The sequence below is a fragment of the Kitasatospora sp. NPDC022785 genome (genome assembly GCF_055561295.1).
The window spans coordinates 229,626-248,211 of the sequence record NZ_JBVHHB010000004.1 but is presented as its reverse complement, the minus strand read 5'-3'; the positions used below and the strand labels follow the sequence as shown (position 1 = coordinate 248,211).

Genomic DNA, 18,586 nt, shown 5'->3' with positions numbered 1-18,586 from the left:
GTGATCCGCCGCCGGGGGCCCGCCATCAGAACGTCATCGCGTAGACCAGCAGCGGGACACCGGGGCGCACCTCCCAGTCGCGCTCCGGCGTCCGCCGGAAGCCCAGCCGTTCGTAGAGCCGGTGGGCGGAGGTCATCGACGGCCGGGTGGAGAACGCCATCCCGTCCAGGCCCAGCTCCCGGCTGCGCGCGATCGAGGCCCGGACCAGCGCCTCGCCCACGCCCCGGCCCCGGGCCGCGCCGCCGACCGCGAGCATCCGGATCTCGCCCTCGTGCGGCCGCGCTATGTCGGCGAAGGCCGTGCCGCCGACCGCGAAGGTCACGCAGCCGAGCAGCTCTCCACCGGCCGGGTCGGCCGCGACGAGGAGTTCGGCCTGCTCGAAACGGGGACGGGCGTCGAGGAGTTGGGCCGCGTAGGGGCCGTCGGCGGGGCTGTGGCCGTCGCCGACGAAGGCCTCGTGGGTGACGGCTCCGACTGCGGCGAGGTCGGCCTCGACGGCCCGGCGGATGACGATGTCCATGCGGTCAGTGTGCCGCAGGCGGTGTCGGCGGCCGGGGCGGGGGCCGGGGCCGGTGCGGCCGTGGCCGGGTCGGCGGACGGCCGGAGCGAGGCGGCCGGCATGGTGCCGTGGAGCCGGTCTGGCAGGGCGGGGTCGACGGGGTAGCCGCCGGGCCGGTGCCAGTTGTCGCGGCCGTTGGCGGCACCCCGGGCCACGTCGCGCCCGATCAGGGTGCCGAGCAGTCCGAAGCCGCCGACGGCTCCGGCCAGGGCGAGTGCGCTTGCGAGAGTGTCGGAGTCCATGGCTCCACTCTCGCCGCGCCGCCGGGCGGCCACGAGTGGCAGCAATGACCGATTGCATCGAAATACTGCCACCGCGGGCCTTCCCGCCGGGCCGCTCGCGGGGGCATCCTGGTCGGCATGCTCAAGAACGTGGTCGCGGTGGTGCTGGAGGAGGTCCATCCCTTCGAACTCGGGGTGGCATGTGAGGTGTTCGGCCTGGACCGGACCGCCGACGGCCTGCCGGGCTACGACTTCGCCCTCGCCGGTGCCCGCCCCGGCCCGCACCGCACGCACGCCGGCTTCACCGTCGACGTCCCGTACGGTCCGGAGCGCCTCGCCGAGGCCGACCTGGTGCTGGTCACGGCCGTCGGGGTGCACCAGGACTACCCGGCGCCGCTGCTGGACGCGGTGCGGGCGGCCGTGGACGGCGGCGCCCGGGCGCTCTCCATCTGCAGCGGCGCCTTCGTGCTCGGCGCCGCCGGGCTGCTGGACGGCCGCCGCTCCACCACGCACTGGCGCTACACCGACGAGCTGGCCGCGCGCTTCCCGCGGACCACCGTCGAGCCGGACGTGCTCTACGTGGACGACGACCCGGTGATCACCTCGGCCGGTACGGCGGCCGGCATCGACGCCTGCCTGCACCTGGTGCGCAAGGTGCAGGGCGTGGAGACGGCCCGGGGGATCGCCCGCCGGATGGTGGTGGCCCCGCACCGGGAGGGCGGGCAGGCGCAGTTCGTCGCCCGCCCGCTGCCGGAGGGGGACGGTGAGTCGCTCGCCCCGCTGCTGGACTGGATGCGCCACCACCTGGACCAGGAGTCCACCGTCGAGCAGTTGGCGGCCCGGGCCCACATGTCGCCGCGCACCTTCGCCCGCCGGTTCCAGCAGGAGACCGGCACGACGCCGCACCGCTGGCTGGTCGGGCAGCGGCTGCTGCTCGCCCAGCGGCTGCTGGAGTCCACCACCGAGCCGGTGGACGCGATCGCCGCCCGTTGCGGCTTCGGCAACGCGGCGACGCTGCGGCACCACTTCGGCCGCCGGCTGGGGACGACCCCGATGGCCTACCGCCGCTGCTTCGCTGAGCCGCTCGCGAGCTGACGGGCGGCGGGCGCCCGGTCGTCAGCCGGTGGTCAGGTGCCCGGTCTCGTTCCAGTGCGCCGGGCGCAGCCGCCCGCCCTCGGCGCGCCAGAGGCTGGTGGAGCAGTTGCGCACCGGCTCCAGCGCGGTCAGCTGCGCCTCGGTGAGCCGGTCCAGCGCGTAGCGGAGCATCAGCACCGTGCAGTCGTGCGCGACCACCAGGACGGGCCGGCCGGCCTCGTCGGCGCAGAGGTCGCGGAGCAGGCTGCGCACCCGCAGCGCCACGTCCGCCCAGGACTCGCCGCCGGGCGGGCGGTAGTACAGCTCGCCCATCTTGCGCCGTCTGGCGGCCTCCTCCGGGTGTTTGGCCTCGATCGCGGCCCGGGGCAGCATCTCCAGGACGCCCAGTTCGCGGTCGCGCAGCCGTTCGTCGTAGCGGACGGCCAGCGAGACCGGTACGGCGCCGAGTCCGGCGGCCTGGGCGAGCGCGATCCGGGCGGTCTCGGCGGTGCGCACGTACGGCGAGCACCAGACGCTGCGCGGCCGGTCGGCGCTGGGCAGGCCGGCCCACCAGCGGCCGAGGGCCTGGGCCTGCTGCTGGCCGTGCATCGAGAGCGGGATGTCGGCGTCCCGGCAGCTGATCGGAACGCTCAGCGCGCCGGCCGCCTCGGCCAGCTGGAACTCCACGTTGGCGGTGGACTCGCCGTGCCGGGTGGCGATCAGTACGGACGGCAGCCGGGTGGCCGGCGCCGCGGTGGCCGGCGCCGCGGTCGTGGGCGGTGCGCCGAGCGCCGCGCCGGGCGCGTGGACGGACTGGTGCTGGCCGTTGAGTGTGGTGCCGAGTTCTGCCATCGCGACTGCTCCCCGTGGGTCGATCCGTGGGTCGGTCGGTGCCGGCCGGCTGCCGGTCCGGTCCGGTGGTTCCCTGCACGTGCGGCCGTTCATACATATGATCGCGCCGCCTCCTCCAGTGTTCACGGAGGAGACGGCGCGATCACAGGGCGCGCGACGGGGCAATCAGTGCGCTGCCACGGGCTCCGGCGCGTTCTTCAGCTCTTCGTCGCCGGTTTCGGCGCTGTAGTCGCCGGGCCGGGTCTCGTCCGGGCTCTCCGGCGCCTTGATCGCCTTCAGTGCGAGCGTGAGCACCACCGAGACCACCAGGTTGAGCACGAAGGCGGTCAGGCCGATGTAGCCCAGCTCGCCGATGCCGGGGATCTCGGCCGAGTTGCCGCCGAAGTGCTTGGTGGCGGGGCTGGCGATGTCGTACGCCTCCCAGGTGCCGTAGATCATGCCGACCGCCCAGCCGGCGAACAGCGCCCAGTGGTGGAACCAGCGGGTGAACAGGCCGCCGACGATGGAGACGAAGGTCTGCAGGATCCAGAGGCCGCCGAGCAGCTGGAGGTTGATCGCCGCCTGCTTGTCCATGGTGAGCACGAAGACCAGTGCGCCGACCTTCACCAGCAGCGAGGCGATCTTGGCGACCCTGGTCTCGTCCGCCGGGGTGGCGGACGGCTTCAGGAACTCCTTGTAGACGTTCCGGGTGAACAGGTTGGCCGCCGCGATCGACATGATGGCGGCGGGCACCAGCGCGCCGATCCCGATCGCCGCGAAGGCCACGCCGGTGAACCAGTCCGGGAACATGTTCTCGAACAGCTGCGGCACCGAGAGCTGGGCGTTGAACTTCTTGTCGCCCTTGCCGATGCCGGCCGCGATCGCCATGAAGCCGAGCAGCGCCAGCAGGCCCAGCATCAGCGAGTACGCGGGCATGATCGCCATGTTGCGGCGCACCGTGTTGCGGGACTTCGAGGCCAGCACGCCGGTCACCGAGTGCGGGTACATGAACAGCGCCATCGCCGAGCCGAGCGCCAGCGTGGCGTACGTCCACTGCTTGTTCTCCGGCACGGTCAGCGAGCCGGCCGCCTTGGGCGCGCTGAACTTCTCGCCGACCGCGTCGAAGATGTGCCCGTAGCCGCCGAGCCGCATCGGGATGTAGATCACCGCGACGATGATCACGATGTAGATCAGGGTGTCCTTGACGAACGCGATCAGCGCCGGGGCCCGCAGGCCGGACGAGTACGTGTACGCGGCCAGCACGCCGAAGGCGATGAACAGCGGCAGGTCCTTGACGAACCAGTTGGCGTTCTCGCCGCCGCCGACGCCCAGCACGTCCAGCACCGCCTGGATGCCGACCAGCTGCAGCGCGATGTACGGCATGGTGGCCAGGATGCCGGTCAGCGCGACCACCAGCGCGAGCGGCTTGGAGCCGTACCGCCCGCGCACGAAGTCGGCCGGGGTGACGTACCCGTGCACCCGGGAGACCGACCAGAGCCGGGGCAGGAAGAGGAAGACCAGCGGGTACGCGATGATCGTGTACGGCACCGCGAAGAACCCGGCCGCGCCGGTCGCGTACACGGCGGCCGGGACGGCCACGAAGGTGTACGCCGTGTAGAGGTCGCCGCCGAGCAGGAACCAGGTGATCCAGGTCCCGAAGCTGCGGCCGCCGAGGCCCCACTCGTCCAGGTGCTGGGCGTCGTCGGCCCGGCGCCACCGCGAGGCGAGGAAGCCCATCACGGTGACCAGGACGAAGAAGAGCACGAACACCGCCAGGGCCGGCACGTTGACGCCGTTCATCGCGCGCCACCCGCCTTCCGGACGGCCTTGCGGGCCTTCTCGTCCCGGTTGATCAGCAGGTACGCGGCCACCGTGAAGACGGCCGAGACCGGCACCCAGAGCAGCTGGTACCAGTAGAAGAACGGCACCCCGCCGGCCTCGGGGCCGGTCTTGTCGTAGGAGGACACCCAGAGCATCGCGACGATCGGCACGAGCAGGGCGAGCCCGGCCAGCACCCGCTCCGGCGTCACGGCCGGAACGGCCCCGGGATCCGGTGGCTCGGGCATGACAGGTTCGGTGGCGTCGAGGTCTGACGACATGGTTCGGCTCCGCTCCGGAGGAGGGTCACCCGGTCGGCGCCGCAGCCCCACGAGGCCGCACGATCCCCCCGAGGCCCGCCGAGCAGCACCACTGGTGATCGGCAGTCAATACGGCTGCGAAATCTAGAGCATGGCGTGATCTGTGTCACCAGGAACGACCGAACTTCCCGCTATCCGGACGCTTTGCGCGCCCGCGCGTACGCCGGAGCGCCGTACACGGCCTGCGCGCCGCCTTGATAGTCCACGCGCCGGTGCACGCTGCACCGCCCGCGGCCGCCCCACGCAACGGGCACCGGCGTACGCCTGTGCGTACGCCGGTGCCCGGGTGCCGGCAGGGGAGTGGGCGCCCTACTCGGGGCGCTTGAGCCGGGTGATGAACTTGTAGCGGTCGCCGCGGTAGATGGACCGGACCCACTCGACCGGGTTGCCGTCGGCGTCGAAGGAGTGCCGGGCGAGCTGGAGCATCGGCAGCCCGAGGTCGGAGCCCAGCAGGCCGGCCTCGCGCGGGGTGGCGAGGGTGGTCTCGATGGTCTCCTCGGCCTCGGCCACCGTGACGCCGTAGACCTCGCGCAGGGCCGTGTACAGGGAGTTGTGCTTGGCCAGGTTGCGGCGCAGCGCGGGGAAGCGCTTGGCGGAGAGGTGGGCGACCTCGATGGCCATCGGGTCGCCGTTGGCCAGCCGGAGGCGCTCGATCCGCAGCACCCGGCCGCCGGGCTTGATGTCCAGCAGCGGGGCGAGCCGGTCGTCGGCGGTGATGTAGCCGATCTCGATCAGCCGGGAGGTGGGCTCCAGGCCCTGGGCGCGCATGTCCTCGGTGTAGGAGGTCAGCTGGAGCGCCTGGGCGACCTTGGGCTTGGCGACGAAGGTGCCCTTGCCCTGGATGCGCTCCAGCCGCCCCTCGACCACCAGCTCCTGGAGCGCCTGGCGGACGGTGGTGCGCGAGGTGTCGAACTGGGCGGCGAGTGCCCTCTCGGGCGGGACGGGCGTCCCGGCGGGCTGGGTCTCGGTGAGCTGCAGCAGGTGGCGCTTGAGGCCGTAGTACTTGGGCACCCGCGCGGTCGGGTCTGCGCCGGCCTGCGTCGGGAGGTTCTTCACCTGGGGGTCGTTGACCTGGGCCGTGCTGCCCCCGTCGCTGCTCATCGGACCTGTCTCCCGCTTCTCGCGCGGCCCTTGAGGGTCGCGCCACATCGTTAACAGCTCACATCGTTGCATGTATGGCTACGGAACGAATACCTCATCACGCGATGAACGATGTGCGGTGTCGGCTTGATAACGGGTGGTCCCGATCGCCTGAACAGCCGTTGACAGGCCCATTGGTCTAGGCCAAGCTCCAGGCATCTGGTCTACACCACTAGGCCGGTCACTATGAATCCCCCACCCGTCCGATGGGGTCCGCGGCACCATTCCTCCCGCTTTACGTGGGTCTGCCGCTGCCACCCGACGGGGGTAACCCAGGCATCCCTCAGGAGGATGGCGTGAAGCGTCAGCTCATCGCGGCGGTCGGCGTCGCAGCAATGGTCGTCGGTGTGGCGGCTTGTGGTTCGGACGCCAAGTCGAGCGACGAGGGCAAGGGCGGTTCGTCCTCGTCCGCCGCCAAGAACTACAGCGGCAAGACCCTGACCGTGTGGCTGATGGACGGCTCCGCCCCGAAGGGCTGGACGGACTCGGTCAAGGCCGACTTCGAGACCGCCTACCCGGGCTCCAAGGTCGACTTCCAGATCCAGAAGTGGAACGGCATCGGCGCGAAGGTCACCACCGCGCTGTCCGAGGGCTCGGTCGATGTCCTCGAGGTCGGCAACACCCAGACCGCGGGCTACGCGGCCACCGGTGGTCTGCTCGACATCACCAAGGACAAGGCCGCCCTGGGCGGTGCCGACTGGGCCGCCAACCAGAACGAGGCCGCGATCCTGGACGGCAAGCAGTACGCCGCCCCGTGGTGGGTCAGCAACCGCGTCGTCGCCTACAACAAGGACCTCTGGGCGAAGGCCGGCCTGAGCGCCGCGCCGAAGACCCTGGACGAGTTCTACGCCGACCTGGACAAGCTGAAGGCGACCGCGGGCGTCACCGACCCGATCTACATGCCCGGCCAGGAGTGGTACGTCTACTTCGGTCTGCTGACCAGCGAGGGCGGCAAGATCGCCAAGAAGGACGGCGACAAGTGGGCCGGCGGCCTGTCCTCCCCCGAGGCGCAGAAGGCCTTCGACACCTACAAGAAGCTGCAGGGCTACTCCGCCACCGGTCCGAAGGACAAGGACGAGGCCACCCCGCAGCAGAAGGACGTCTTCGGCAAGGGTGACGTCGGCACCATGATCGGCCTCGGCTGGGAGCTGCCGGACGAGAAGACCATGGCCAAGGACAAGATCGGCTTCTTCCCGCTCCCGGGCAAGACCGCCGACAAGCCGTCCGGCGTCTTCCTCGGCGGTTCCAACCTGGCCATCGCCCAGGCCAGCAAGAACTCCGACATGGCCAAGGACTTCCTGAAGATCGCCCTCAACGACAAGAACGAGGGCCTGGTCGCCGCCGCGGGCAACATCCCGAACAAGGCCTCGCTGAACGGCCAGGTCGCCGGCGACTTCGCCAAGGCCGCCCAGCCGGCCGCCGCCGTCGGCGCGATCACCCCGAACACGCCGACCTGGGCCAACGTGGAGAACGAGCCGAACCCGATCAAGGAGTTCCTGACCGGAGCCCTGACGGGTGACTACGCGGCCGCTGCCAAGAAGGCCGACGACGAGATCGCGAAGCGTCTCAACCAGAAGCAGTAGGCAGTCGAGCGGCGTCGCCCACCGACTCCCGGCGGGGAGCCGGTGGGCGGCGCCTATCCGTCGTCGGTCAGGTTGTCAGGAAGAGAGAACGATGGCTGTGCATTCGGAGCGGGTGCAGACACAGTCCCCGGAGTCAGGGAAGGCCGCCGTGGCCATTACCGAGGAGATCACCGGCCGCGGTGCCGGGAGCGCCCCGAAGAAGAGCGGCAGACCGGCGAAGGCGCTGGACAAGGCCGCTCTCACGCCGTACCTGCTGCTGCTGCCGGCCATCGCGGCGACTCTGGTCCTGCTGGGCTGGCCGTTGCTCAAGACGGTGGTGGTGTCGTTCCAGAACCTCAACAGGCGTCAGCTGATCCAGCACCTGACCGAGTGGAACGGCTTCGAGAACTACACCGACCAGCTCACCAACTCGGAGTTCTGGTCGATCACCGGCCGCACGGTGATCTTCACCGTCGTCAACGTGGTCCTGATCATGGTGTGCGGCACCCTGGTCGGCCTGCTGCTCGACCGCCTCGGCAAGAAGATGCGGCTGGCGCTGTCGATCGCGCTCATCCTGGCCTGGGCGATGCCGGTGGTCGCCGCGACCACGGTCTACCAGTGGCTGTTCGACCAGAACTTCGGTGTCGTCAACTGGTTCCTGGACAAGCTGGGCTGGCACTCGATGGCCCACTTCAACTGGACCAGCGGCCAGTACTCGACCTTCTTCGTGATCATCCTGCTGATCGTCTGGCAGTCGGTCCCGTTCGTGGCCTTCAACATGTACGCGGGCCTGACCACGATTCCCAAGGAGCTCTACGAGGCCGCCCGGATGGACGGTGCCGCGGCCTTCAAGATCTTCGGCTCCGTGACCTTCCCGATCATGAAGCCGTTCTTCCTGGCCACGACCTTCCTCGAGGTCATCTGGGTCTTCAAGGCCTTCACCCAGGTCTACCTGATCAACAAGGGCGGCCCGGACGGACTCACCCAGACCCTCCCGGTCCACGCCTTCCTCGAAGGCTTCGGATCCCAGCGATTCGGCGTCGGCTCCGCCATCGCGGTACTCACCATCCTGATGCTGGGTGCGCTGATGGCGTACTACTTCCGCATCATTCTGAAGCAGGAGGACGAGCTGTGAGGCGCTCGCTCATCGGACGCACCTGGCCGAACGTGATCGCGGTCGTCCTCTTCGTCTTCTTCATCTTCCCCGTCTACTGGATGATCGTCACCGCCTTCAAGCAGAACAACGACATCATCAGCCGGACGCCGGTCTTCCTGCCGCTGGACGCGACCCTCGAACACTTCGACAAGGCCGTCCACGCCCCCAACTTCTGGACGTACGTCGGGAACAGCCTGATCGTGACGGTCGGCGCGGTGCTCGCCTCGCTGGTGATCGCCACCCTGGCCTCCTTCGCGATCGCGCGCATGCGCTTCCGCGGCCGCAAGAGCTTCGTGCTGGTCGTCATGGCCGCGCAGATGGCGCCGTGGGAGGTCATGATCATCTCGGCCTACCTCCTCGTCCGCGACAACGACATGCTGAACAGCCTCGTGCCGCTGACCGCGCTCTACATGATGATGGTGCTGCCCTTCACGATCTGGACGCTGCGCGGCTTCATCGCCGCCGTGCCGAAGGAGCTGGAGGAGTCCGCGATGGTGGACGGCTGCACCCGTACCCAGGCCTTCCTGAAGGTGATCTTCCCGCTGCTCGCGCCCGGCCTGATGTCGACCTCGCTGTTCGGCTTCATCACCGCGTGGAACGAGTTCCCGCTGGTGAACATCCTGAACAAGAAGGAGGAGTTCCAGACCCTCCCGCTCTGGCTCTCCTCCTTCCAGACCAACTTCGGCACCGACTGGGGCGCCACCATGGCCGCGTCCACCCTCTTCGCGGTCCCGATCCTGGTCCTGTTCGTCTTCCTCCAGCGCAAGGCCGTCGGCGGCTTGACCGACGGTGCAGTGAAGGGCTGATCCCACGTGAGCATCCTCATCCCCACTCTGCCCGCCAGTGACCAGCTGCACCGCGACGCGCTGACCGTCCTCCAGCCCGGCTTCGTCGGCACCGAGCCGCCGGAGTGGGTCCGCCGCCACCTGGCGGCCGGGCTCGGCTCGGTCGCGCTGTTCGACCGCAACGTCACCGACCTGGACCAGCTCTCCGCGCTCACCAAGGCGCTGCGCGAGGAGAACCCGGACCTCCTGATCGCGATCGACGAGGAGAGCGGCGACGTCACCCGCCTGGAGGCCGGCTCGGGCTCGTCCTGGCCGGGCAACTTCGCGCTCGGCGCGATCGACGACCCGGAGCTGACCCGCGACGTCGCCCGTGAGCTGGGCCGGGCGCTGGCCGCGGCCGGCGTCAACTACAACTGGGCGCCCACCGCGGACGTCAACTCCAACCCCCGCAACCCGGTGATCGGCGTCCGCTCGTTCGGCGCCGACCCGGAGCTCTGCGCCCGGCACACCGCCGCCTGGGTGGAGGGCCTGCAGTCGGCGGGCGTGGCCGCCTGCTCCAAGCACTTCCCCGGGCACGGCGACACGGCCGTCGACTCGCACCACGGCCTGCCGGTGATCGACGTCGACCTGGACGTGCTGCGCGCCCGTGACCTCATCCCGTTCGAGGCCGCGATCGCCGCCGGGACCAAGGCCGTGATGACGGCCCACATCATGATCCCGGCACTCGACCCCAAGCTGCCGGCCACGCTCAGCCCCCGGGTGCTGCGGGACCTGCTGCGGGCCGCTCCGGCCGACGGCGGCCTCGGCTACCAGGGCCTGATCGTCAGCGACGCGATCGAGATGGGCGCCATCGCCGACACCTTCGGCATGGGCGAGGGCACCGTGCTGGCCCTGGCGGCCGGCGCGGACGCGATCTGCGTCGGTGGCGGCCTGGCCGACGAGGAGACCGTGCTGATGCTGCGCGACGCCATCGTGGCGGGCGTGCGGTCCGGCAAGCTGCCCGAGGAGCGGCTGGCCGACGCCGCCGGCCGGGTTCGCGCGCTGGGCAGCTGGGGCAGGATCGCGGCCCAGGGCGAGCGGCTGGAGCCGGACCTCGCGGTCGGCCTGCGGGCCGCCCGCCGCGCGCTGCGGGTGGTCCGGGCGCCGGGCCGCGAGGTGCTGCCGGTGACCGAGCGCCCGTACGTGGCCTCGTTCTCCGACGAGCCCAACATCGCCGTCGGCGACGTGACCCCGTGGGGCGTGGCCGGCATGCTGGCCGACCGCTTCCCCGGCACCCGCACCCGCGAGGTGGGCCCGCAGGACGCCGGCCCGGAGCAGCTGGACGCGATGGTCGCCGGGGTGCTGGCCGACGCCGAGGGCCGCCGGCTGGTGCTGGTGGTCCGGGACGCGCACCGGCACGCGTGGATGGCCGCCGCGCTGTCCCGCCTGCTGGCGGCCCGGCCGGACGCCGCGGTGGTCGAGATGGGCCTGCCGCAGTCCGAGCCGGTCGGTGCGCTGCACATCGCCACCCACGGTGCCGCCCGCGTCTGCGGTCTGGCGGCCGTGGAGGTGCTCACCGGGCAGTCGGGGGCGATCGGCTGACGTTCTGCCGGACCGTGACCCAGGGTGCCGGGAAGGCATCCCCGAGCGGGCCCGTCATGCGCATGTCGCATGACGGGCCCGCTCCGTTTTTCCCGCGTTGACCTGCGGATTCGTCGGGTGTCGGTGTTCCCTCAAATCGGTCTTAAGCCAGCCTTAAGTTCCACTGAGGGTGATGGGGCTGCGACTGATCGCCACGCGGTACAACGGGTCTGCAACGTCCTTTGCGGCCGGGCCATTTGGCGTTGACACCGCCAGTGGTCTAGGCCAGGCTCCACCCATCCGGTTCGAACTTCAACCTCGCCGGATGTGGTATCGGCCCTTTCCGAAGCACATCGCCGCCCCTCCCCGGAGACCGCTCTCCGACGGGTGCCAGCGCTGCCGGCGGGCACTCAGGCTCTAACACCCTCGGAGGATGGCGTGAAGCAGCGTCAGTTCATGGCGACGTTCGGGATCATGGCGTTGGCCGTCGGATTGACGGCCTGTTCTTCGGGCGGCTCGCCGTCGGGGGACGCCAGGAGCGGCACGGCGGACCCGAAGTCGGCGACCGGGACAGTCACGGTCTGGCTGATGGAGGACGCCCAGAAGAACTGGCCGGACCTCGTCCAGCGGGTCAACGACGAGTTCGCCGCCAAGTACCCGAACGTCACCCTGAGGCTCGCCTACCAGGGCTGGGCCGACAAGGTCACCAAGCTGGACAAGGCGATCGCCGAGGGCACCGCCCCGGACGTGGTGGAGCTCGGCAACACCGAGACCATGAAGTACGTGCTGTCCGGCGCGCTCGCCCCGGTGGAGCGGAGCAGCTTCGAGAACTCCGACGCCTGGATCAAGGCGCTCGCCAACACCTGCACCTACCAGGACAAGCTCTGGTGCGTGCCGTACTACGCGGGCGCCCGGGTCGCCGTCTACAACTCGGCGGCGTTCCAGACGGCCACCGGCAGCGCGGACTTCCCCAGGACCGAGGACGAGCTGCGGGCGGCGCTGGACAAGCTGGCCGACAGGAACAAGTCCGACCGGACGTACTCGGCGCTCTACCTGCCCGGCCCGTTCTGGTACGCCGCGATGAGCTACGTCTCCGCGTACGGCGGCGCCATCGCCCGATTCGACAGCAGCGGCAACTGGCACGGCACGCTCAGCGACCCCAAGTCCGTGCAGGGGCTCACCCACTTCGTCGACCTGGTGCGCAAGTACAACAAGGGCGACCTCGCGGTGAACGAGCTGAACCAGTACGAGGCGATGGCCCGCGGGCACGCGGGCGCCTTCTACGGCAACGGCTACGAGGCGGCCAGCGTGACCGCACCGGTCACCGGCGACCCGAACCTCAAGGACGCCGTCAGGGTCGCCACCATGCCCGGCCCGGGCGGCAAGCCGCTGCCGACCTTCATCGGCGGCTCGGACCTCGCCGTCACCGCCAAGTCACAGGTGGCCCCGCTGGCCGCCGACTGGATCCGGATGTTCACCAGCAACAAGTCCGAGCAGGCGCTGGCCGACAAGGACATCCTGCCGAACAACCTGACCCAGCTGAACCCGCTGAAGGGCAAGCCGGCCACGGCCGCCGCGGCCAACGCGGTGCCGGATGCCTGGTTCACCCCGCTGGCACCGGGCTGGGGCGCGATCGAGAAGCAGAAGATCCTGCCGGACATGCTCACCGCGATCCTCAAGAACAACAAGCCCGTGGACCAGGCCGCCAAGGAGGCGGACGCCGCGATCGACCAGCTGATCAACAAGCAGGGCTGATCCGGGGCCGGCCGGTCCGCCGGCCGGCGAGGGCCCCTGCCCGCAGCGGCGGAGGGGCTCTCGAATGTGCTCCACGGGGATGGCCCCGTAGGATTGCCGCAGGAATCACCGCAGCGAGTGTGCGGACTCGCCGCCGTAGAGGTCCCCGCCGGGCATCCCCGCTCGCGTGGGGTCGAACCATCTCATCGGAGGCACATCCAGATGTCCGACACGCAGACTGTCCCCGTCCCCGGCCGGATCATGGCGGCGGAGATGGCCGAGCAGCCGGCCGTCCTCCAGCGCATCCTCGACGAGGGTGCCCCGAAGATCTTCGACATCGCGGCCGGGATCGCCGCCCGCAACCCGCGCTTCGTCCTGCTCACCGCGCGCGGTACGTCCGACAACGCGGCGCTCTACGCCAAGTACCTGATCGAGATCCTGCTCGGCAAGCCGGCCGGCCTGACCTCGATGTCGACCACCACCGCGTACGGCGCCAAGCCGGACCTCACCGACGTGCTGGTGATCACCGTCAGCCAGTCCGGCGGCTCGCCGGACCTCGTGGCCTCCACCAAGGCCGCCCGCGAGGCCGGTGCCATCACCCTGGCGGTCACCAACAACGCCGCCTCGCCACTGGCCGAGGTCTCCGAGTTCCACATCGACGTGCTGGCCGGCCCGGAGAAGGCGCTGCCCGCCACCAAGACCTACACCGCCGAGCTGCTGGCGCTCTACCTGCTGGTGGAGGGCCTGCGCGGGGGCGACGGAGCGGCCGCCAAGGAGCTGCCGTCGCTGGCCGCCGGCATCCTGGCCCGCCAGGCCGAGGTGAAGGCCCTGGCCGAGCGTTACCGCTTCGCCCAGCGCCTGGTCATCACCTCGCGCGGCTACGGCTACCCGACCGCCCGCGAGGCGGCGCTGAAGCTCATGGAGACCACCTACATCCCGGCCTCCCCGTTCTCCGGCGCCGACCTCCTGCACGGCCCGCTGGCCATGGTGGACAACGTCTCCCCGGTCATCGCGATCGTCCCGGAGGGCAAGGGCGGCGAGGCCCTGCAGCCGGTGCTGGACCGCCTGCGCGGCCGCGGTGCGGACCTGGTGGTCATCGGCCAGCAGGCGCAGGTGGACGCCGCCTCGGCGGGCTTCGCGCTGCCGGCCGGCGTGCCCGAGGAGGTCCAGACCATTCTGGAGATCCTGCCGCTGCAGCAGCTGGCCTACGAGGTCACCATCGCCCGCGGTCAGGACCCCGACGCCCCGCGCGCCCTGGCGAAGGTCACCGAGACCCACTGACGGCCGCGGTCGGCCCGCCGACGCCGCCCGTACGACGCCGAACCCCCCGTCCACAGCCTGTGGACGGGGGGTTCGGCGTTGTGAGCGGCGGAGAAGGGTCCCGGTGCACCGGCATCCGGCGGCGTCCTGCGTCCGGGGCCGGAAAGCACTACGGGCCACGGCGCCGACACGGGACCCTCAACCCATGCGGCACCGCAGCCCGGAGCTGTCGTCGGGCGCCGTGGACGAGCGAGAACTGTGCGGGGTCCTCGCTCGGCGGCGTCCGACCGAGGAGCGGCCTCGCGCGGGTCAGGGCAGTTGCGCGGGGGGCCTCTCCTTGGTGCCCTTTCATTGTGGACTAGACCAATCTGGGTTGTCCAGAGGGCTCCGAAAATTGGTCTGGACAACTTGGTTGGGGAGGCGCGGCCGGCACGCGGGGGCGGCTCGGGCGGCCGGTGCCGGCGGGCGGCCCGGCGGGTGCGGCAGGCCCGGACACCGGGCCTGGAGCTACCCTCGCCATGTGCCCTCGCTGAACGAACTCGTCCGCCGCCACACCACCCTGACCGGTGCCGATGTGGAGTGGCTCCACATGCTGGTCTCGGAGTGGCAGCTGCTCTCCGACCTCTCCTTCGCCGACCTGGTCCTCTGGATCCCCACCTGGGACGGCATCCGGTACGTCTCGGTGGCCCAGATGCGGCCCAACACCGGCCCCACCTCCTACCAGGACGACATGGTCGGCCACCTCGTCCCGCGCGGGCGCCGCCCCCTGCTGGACGCCGCCTTCGACGAGGGCCGGATCGTGCGCGAGGGCGACCCGGAGTGGCGCGAGGAGGTGCCGGTCAGGGTCGAGTCGATCCCGGTGCGCCGCGAGGGCAAGGTGCTCGGCGTGATCGCCCGCAACACCAACCTGCTGACCGTCCGCACTCCCAGCCGGCTCGAACTCACCTACCTGCAGAGCGCCTCCGACCTGGCCCAGATGATCGCCGCCGGCACCTTCCCGTACCCCGGCGTCGAGCAGACCGACATGGACGCCGCCCCCCGGGTCGGCGACGGCCTGATCCGGGTGGACGCCGACGGCATCGTCACCTACGCCAGCCCCAACGCGCTCTCCGCCTACCACCGCCTCGGCCTCACCACCGACCTGGTCGGCAGCCACCTCGGCCGCGCCACCGCCGAGCTCGTCCCGCCCTCGCGCGCGGCCGTGCACGAGGCGCTGGTGAAGCTGGCGAGCGGCTGGGCACCCCGGCAGACCGAGGTCGAGGTGCAGGGCGGGGTGGTGACCCTGCGGGCCATCCCGCTCAAGCCCAAGGGCACGCTGACCGGCTCCCTGGTGCTCTGCCGGGACGTCACCGAGCTGCGCCGGCGCGACCGCGAGCTGATGACCAAGGACGCCACCATCCGGGAGATCCACCACCGGGTGAAGAACAACCTGCAGACGGTGGCCGCGCTGCTGCGACTGCAGTCCCGCCGGATGGACTCGGACGCCGGCCGCGCCGCGCTGGACGAGGCGGTCCGCCGGGTCGGTTCGATCGCGATCGTGCACGAGACGCTCTCGCAGGCGCTCGACGAGAAGGTCACCTTCGACGAGATCGCCGACCGGGTGCTGGCGATGGTGATGGAGCTGTCCCAGGACGGCCGGGTGGCGACCCGCCGCACCGGAAGCTTCGGCATCCTCTCCGCCGAGGTGGCCACCCCGCTGGCGATGGTGCTGACCGAGCTGCTGCAGAACGCCCTGGAGCACGCCTTCGGCCCGTCCGCCTCCGGGAACCTGGAGGTCTCCGCGCTGCGCGGCCGGGCGCCGGCCACCGGCATGGGCTGGTCGGACAGCTGGAACGGCGGGGCAAAGCCCGAGGAGTACCTGCTGATCACCGTGCAGGACGACGGGAAGGGCATGCCGGAGGGCTTCGACCCGCAGCAGGCGGGCAACCTCGGGCTGCAGATCGTCCGGACGCTCGCCACCGGCGAGCTGGGCGGCACCTTCGACATGGTGGCGGGACCGGACGGCGGGACCAAGGTGGTCCTGGAGATCCCGGTCCGCTGAGGTGCGTCGAGGTGCGCGGGGGGCGTGCGTCCGGTGGAAGCGCCGGTCCCGCACCCTCGCACGACCGTCATGAACGGGCCGGGAAACAGAAACGAGGCCCTGTCGACCGGGGGGGGTGGGTCGACAGGGCCTCTCAACCCGTTCCGGCCGTCGGGGGGAGTCGGCCGGAACGGGGGCTCTGGGTGGTGCGACACCTCATCGGTGCGTTGCACACGGTGAGCGCCTCAGCTCCACAATATTGCTCTCAGTGAACAGTATCAAGTGCCTGGGCGGCTCGGTGTCGCGGGACCGTGTCGAGCAAGGTCCTTTGTACGGAAGGCTTCACCAGGAAGTGCAGGGAAGCCCTTGATCATGTGTTGATCGGTACTGCAGTCACTGCTGGTGTGACGGTCACTGCTGGTACTACGGCGTGTGATCAGGCGGTGCGGGCGCGGTTGCGGGCAGCACGGCGCTTCATCGCGCGACGCTCGTCCTCGCTCATACCGCCCCAGACGCCGGCGTCCTGGCCGGTCTCGAGCGCCCACTGCAGGCACTGCTCCATGACCGGACAGCGGCGGCACACGGCCTTGGCTTCCTCGATCTGCAGCAGAGCAGGACCGGTGTTCCCGATCGGGAAGAACAGCTCCGGGTCCTCTTCGCGGCAGACAGCGCGGTGGCGCCAGTCCATGGTCGTCCAACTCCTCCTGCCGCGGGGGTTGCCCGGTCGGCACAATCGATGGCTTGTGAATGTGAACGCTTTCACGAATCCCGCAACAGCAAAAGAGACCAAAGGCCCGACGGGCCCGGGTGGTCTGTGCTGGGGAGGGATTCGGCGATTCGAGGGACACTCCGCGGTCGGCACCCGTCAGGGTCTGAGGTTGCCGTCGCTGCGATGTGTCCCGATCGCCATGTAGAGGTTCGCAAACCTCGGGCCCGGATACAACCCCCTTCAGGGAGGAATTTTTGATTCTTCGGTGTCGCCTAGCTCACAGCCAGTACTTCTATGGAGTGAAGGGGGCTTGTGCGTTCGAGAAGAAGGGCGAACCCCACTTCCGGTCACACAATCACACGCAGTGCCCGCCGTACGCCTGTGAAACTGACGCGACTCCTGTCTCCAAGGTGGTCCCCGTCCACCTGGAATGGGGTCGGTTCCTGTGAAACCAAGGTGAAGTGCCGGGCGTCGTGGTAGGAGACGACGTGCTTTCCGGACGGGCCGACAGGCGTCGCGCCATCGCTCGAAGGGCTGTGCGACCGCAGGATCTGACGGACCGTTCGAGCCGTACCGAACGCCGTCATCCGGGTGATGCCGAAGACATCGAGGTCCGTGTCGAAGGAGGCGAGCGGCGAGGGGTAGACCGGGCGGTTGCCCAGGAACGTCCACGGGGACGTGTTGCTGACTATGGCCATCACCAGGCCCGGCACGGGCTCGCGGCCCGGCAGTTGCAGGGTGACCGGGCCCGATCGGCGCTGCTCACGCTGGGTGATGTAGTGCCGGAGCGCCTGCCCGACGTAGAGCGCGTGGGTGGACCTGCGCCCCGCTCTGCGCTGCTCCTCCACCCGGCCGACCACGCCGGCGTCGAAGCCCAGGCCTGCCGTGAAGGTGAACCAACGGTCCGGCAGTCCCTCGGTCATCGCCTTGCCCAGGCCGATCGGCCGATCCCGGCGGTGCTCCATGGCATCCAGCAGGGCCCCGGTGGCCTCCACGGGGTCGTTCGGCAGGCCCAGCGCGCGGGCGAACACATTGGTCGAGCCGCCGGGCACCACGGCGAGCCGGGGGAGCTTCTCGGCCGGGCCGTGCGCCAGCAGTCCGTTCACGACCTCGTTGACCGTGCCGTCGCCGCCCAGGGCCACCACCAGGTCGACCGTGCCGTCCTCCGCCGCCTCGCGGGCCAGGTCACGCGCATGGCCCCGGTACTCCGTCTGCGCCACCTCCAGCTTGAGGTCGCTGCGCAGGGCGTGGATCAGCACATCCCTGGTGCGGCCACTGGTGGTGGTCGCTTTCGGGTTGACGACCAGGAGAGCGCGCATGTGCTCAGCCTACGGGTCGGTACGGACCAACCGGCGGCTACCCTGCTGGAGTGACCGCAGAATCCTCCGCACCCGTACCCGCGCCCGGCTCCGACCGGCCGGCGTCCCTGACCGTGGGCGCCGTCATCACCGCCCTGGCGGGCGCCGCGCTGGCCGTCGTCGGCGTCTGGGACATGGTGGCCGCGCTGTCCGGCCAGTCCAAGCAGCTCGCCCTGAACGAGTTCGGCGGTCTGGTGATCGTGCTGCTCGGCGTGCTGCCGCTGCTGGCCGCCCGGGCGCTGCTCCGGGGCCGGCGCTGGGGCCGCAGCCCGGCGGTGCTGACCAACTCGATCTGCCTGCCGGTGGCGTACTACATGTGGCAGAGCGGCGGCGCGATGGCCCCCGTGGGGGTCGCCGTCGGTCTGTTCGGCCTGGCCGGCATCGGCGCGCTGCTGAGCCCGAAGTCGACCGCGGCCCTCTACGCTCCGCACGAGGGCTGAGCACAGAGGGCCGCGGGTCGCACCGGCCGCGCCGGGCGG

General features: G+C 70.6%; 16 protein-coding genes. 9 read left to right on the top strand and 7 right to left on the bottom strand.

The window, feature by feature from the left end; genetic code table 11:
- Positions 1 to 25: 25 nt before the first annotated feature.
- Positions 26 to 520: a GNAT family N-acetyltransferase gene (locus ACZ3YO_RS08900; protein WP_465566728.1), complete on the bottom strand. Its 495-nt coding sequence runs from the start codon at positions 518 to 520 to the stop codon at positions 26 to 28.
- Positions 521 to 918: 398 nt separating this feature from the next.
- Here ACZ3YO_RS08900 and ACZ3YO_RS08895 point away from each other — a divergent pair, with 398 nt between their 5' ends.
- Positions 919 to 1,875 (top strand): helix-turn-helix domain-containing protein, encoded by a 957-nt coding sequence (locus ACZ3YO_RS08895; protein ID WP_465566724.1) that lies wholly within the window; start codon positions 919 to 921, stop codon positions 1,873 to 1,875.
- A gap of 21 nt (positions 1,876 to 1,896) precedes the next feature.
- Here the strand turns inward: ACZ3YO_RS08895 and ACZ3YO_RS08890 are convergent, their stop codons facing one another.
- From ACZ3YO_RS08890 to ACZ3YO_RS08875, 4 genes are all read right to left on the bottom strand, one after another.
- Positions 1,897 to 2,706: a histidine phosphatase family protein gene (locus ACZ3YO_RS08890; protein WP_465566722.1), complete on the bottom strand. Its 810-nt coding sequence runs from the start codon at positions 2,704 to 2,706 to the stop codon at positions 1,897 to 1,899.
- A 165-nt stretch (positions 2,707 to 2,871) separates the two neighbouring features.
- Positions 2,872 to 4,485 carry a monocarboxylate uptake permease MctP gene (mctP, locus tag ACZ3YO_RS08885; RefSeq protein WP_396320772.1) on the bottom strand — a complete coding sequence of 538 codons (1,614 nt, stop codon included), beginning with the start codon at positions 4,483 to 4,485 and terminating at the stop codon, positions 2,872 to 2,874.
- Positions 4,482 to 4,784 carry a DUF3311 domain-containing protein gene (locus ACZ3YO_RS08880; RefSeq protein ID WP_396320773.1) on the bottom strand — a complete coding sequence of 101 codons (303 nt, stop codon included), beginning with the start codon at positions 4,782 to 4,784 and terminating at the stop codon, positions 4,482 to 4,484. Before ACZ3YO_RS08880 ends, mctP begins: the two co-directional genes overlap by 4 nt.
- A gap of 348 nt (positions 4,785 to 5,132) precedes the next feature.
- Positions 5,133 to 5,924 carry a GntR family transcriptional regulator gene (locus tag ACZ3YO_RS08875; protein WP_396320774.1) on the bottom strand — a complete coding sequence of 264 codons (792 nt, stop codon included), beginning with the start codon at positions 5,922 to 5,924 and terminating at the stop codon, positions 5,133 to 5,135.
- A 335-nt stretch (positions 5,925 to 6,259) separates the two neighbouring features.
- Here ACZ3YO_RS08875 and ACZ3YO_RS08870 point away from each other — a divergent pair, with 335 nt between their 5' ends.
- The 7 genes from ACZ3YO_RS08870 (at position 6,260) to ACZ3YO_RS08840 (ending at position 16,061) form a co-directional block, all read left to right on the top strand.
- Positions 6,260 to 7,546, top strand: coding sequence for an extracellular solute-binding protein (locus ACZ3YO_RS08870; protein ID WP_465566716.1), 1,287 nt, complete (start codon positions 6,260 to 6,262; stop codon positions 7,544 to 7,546).
- Positions 7,547 to 7,637: 91 nt separating this feature from the next.
- Positions 7,638 to 8,660 (top strand): carbohydrate ABC transporter permease, encoded by a 1,023-nt coding sequence (locus tag ACZ3YO_RS08865; protein ID WP_465566714.1) that lies wholly within the window; start codon positions 7,638 to 7,640, stop codon positions 8,658 to 8,660.
- On the top strand, positions 8,657 to 9,487 hold the full coding sequence (locus ACZ3YO_RS08860) for a carbohydrate ABC transporter permease (RefSeq protein WP_465566711.1): 831 nt from the start codon (positions 8,657 to 8,659) through the stop codon (positions 9,485 to 9,487). The genes ACZ3YO_RS08865 and ACZ3YO_RS08860 overlap by 4 nt, the downstream gene beginning before the upstream one ends.
- A gap of 6 nt (positions 9,488 to 9,493) precedes the next feature.
- The gene (locus ACZ3YO_RS08855) at positions 9,494 to 11,047 is read left to right on the top strand and encodes a glycoside hydrolase family 3 protein (RefSeq protein WP_465566708.1); all 1,554 of its coding nucleotides are present in this window, start codon (positions 9,494 to 9,496) and stop codon (positions 11,045 to 11,047) included.
- A gap of 435 nt (positions 11,048 to 11,482) precedes the next feature.
- Positions 11,483 to 12,781, top strand: a complete 1,299-nt coding sequence (locus ACZ3YO_RS08850; protein WP_465567204.1) for an extracellular solute-binding protein — start codon at positions 11,483 to 11,485, stop codon at positions 12,779 to 12,781.
- A gap of 201 nt (positions 12,782 to 12,982) precedes the next feature.
- The gene (locus ACZ3YO_RS08845; RefSeq protein WP_465566705.1) at positions 12,983 to 14,041 is read left to right on the top strand and encodes an SIS domain-containing protein; all 1,059 of its coding nucleotides are present in this window, start codon (positions 12,983 to 12,985) and stop codon (positions 14,039 to 14,041) included.
- Positions 14,042 to 14,549: 508 nt separating this feature from the next.
- Positions 14,550 to 16,061 carry a sensor histidine kinase gene (locus tag ACZ3YO_RS08840; RefSeq protein WP_465567201.1) on the top strand — a complete coding sequence of 504 codons (1,512 nt, stop codon included), beginning with the start codon at positions 14,550 to 14,552 and terminating at the stop codon, positions 16,059 to 16,061.
- Positions 16,062 to 16,476: 415 nt separating this feature from the next.
- On the opposite strand, the gene ACZ3YO_RS08835 is transcribed toward ACZ3YO_RS08840, so the two are convergent.
- On the bottom strand, positions 16,477 to 16,728 hold the full coding sequence (locus tag ACZ3YO_RS08835) for a WhiB family transcriptional regulator (protein WP_014138019.1): 252 nt from the start codon (positions 16,726 to 16,728) through the stop codon (positions 16,477 to 16,479).
- Between the two features lie 368 nt (positions 16,729 to 17,096).
- A complete protein-coding gene (locus tag ACZ3YO_RS08830; protein WP_465566702.1) occupies positions 17,097 to 18,068 on the bottom strand; it encodes a diacylglycerol/lipid kinase family protein in 972 nt (323 codons plus the stop codon).
- A 50-nt stretch (positions 18,069 to 18,118) separates the two neighbouring features.
- Here ACZ3YO_RS08830 and ACZ3YO_RS08825 point away from each other — a divergent pair, with 50 nt between their 5' ends.
- Complete coding sequence (locus tag ACZ3YO_RS08825) at positions 18,119 to 18,547, top strand: hypothetical protein (RefSeq protein WP_465566699.1); 429 nt, start codon at positions 18,119 to 18,121, stop codon at positions 18,545 to 18,547.
- The last annotated feature ends 39 nt before the right edge of the window (positions 18,548 to 18,586 follow it).

Bases quoted from the DNA above. Each gene is read 5' to 3' on its own strand.
- ACZ3YO_RS08900 (WP_465566728.1), bottom strand. From the start codon at position 520: ATGGACATCGTCATCCGCCGGGCCGTCGAGGCCGACCTCGCCGCAGTC.
- ACZ3YO_RS08895 (WP_465566724.1), top strand. From the start codon at position 919: ATGCTCAAGAACGTGGTCGCGGTGGTGCTGGAGGAGGTCCATCCCTTC.
- ACZ3YO_RS08890 (WP_465566722.1), bottom strand. From the start codon at position 2,706: ATGGCAGAACTCGGCACCACACTCAACGGCCAGCACCAGTCCGTCCAC.
- mctP (WP_396320772.1), bottom strand. From the start codon at position 4,485: ATGAACGGCGTCAACGTGCCGGCCCTGGCGGTGTTCGTGCTCTTCTTC.
- ACZ3YO_RS08880 (WP_396320773.1), bottom strand. From the start codon at position 4,784: ATGTCGTCAGACCTCGACGCCACCGAACCTGTCATGCCCGAGCCACCG.
- ACZ3YO_RS08875 (WP_396320774.1), bottom strand. From the start codon at position 5,924: ATGAGCAGCGACGGGGGCAGCACGGCCCAGGTCAACGACCCCCAGGTG.
- ACZ3YO_RS08865 (WP_465566714.1), top strand. From the start codon at position 7,638: ATGGCTGTGCATTCGGAGCGGGTGCAGACACAGTCCCCGGAGTCAGGG.
- ACZ3YO_RS08850 (WP_465567204.1), top strand. From the start codon at position 11,483: ATGGCGACGTTCGGGATCATGGCGTTGGCCGTCGGATTGACGGCCTGT.
- ACZ3YO_RS08845 (WP_465566705.1), top strand. From the start codon at position 12,983: ATGTCCGACACGCAGACTGTCCCCGTCCCCGGCCGGATCATGGCGGCG.
- ACZ3YO_RS08835 (WP_014138019.1), bottom strand. From the start codon at position 16,728: ATGGACTGGCGCCACCGCGCTGTCTGCCGCGAAGAGGACCCGGAGCTG.
- ACZ3YO_RS08830 (WP_465566702.1), bottom strand. From the start codon at position 18,068: ATGCGCGCTCTCCTGGTCGTCAACCCGAAAGCGACCACCACCAGTGGC.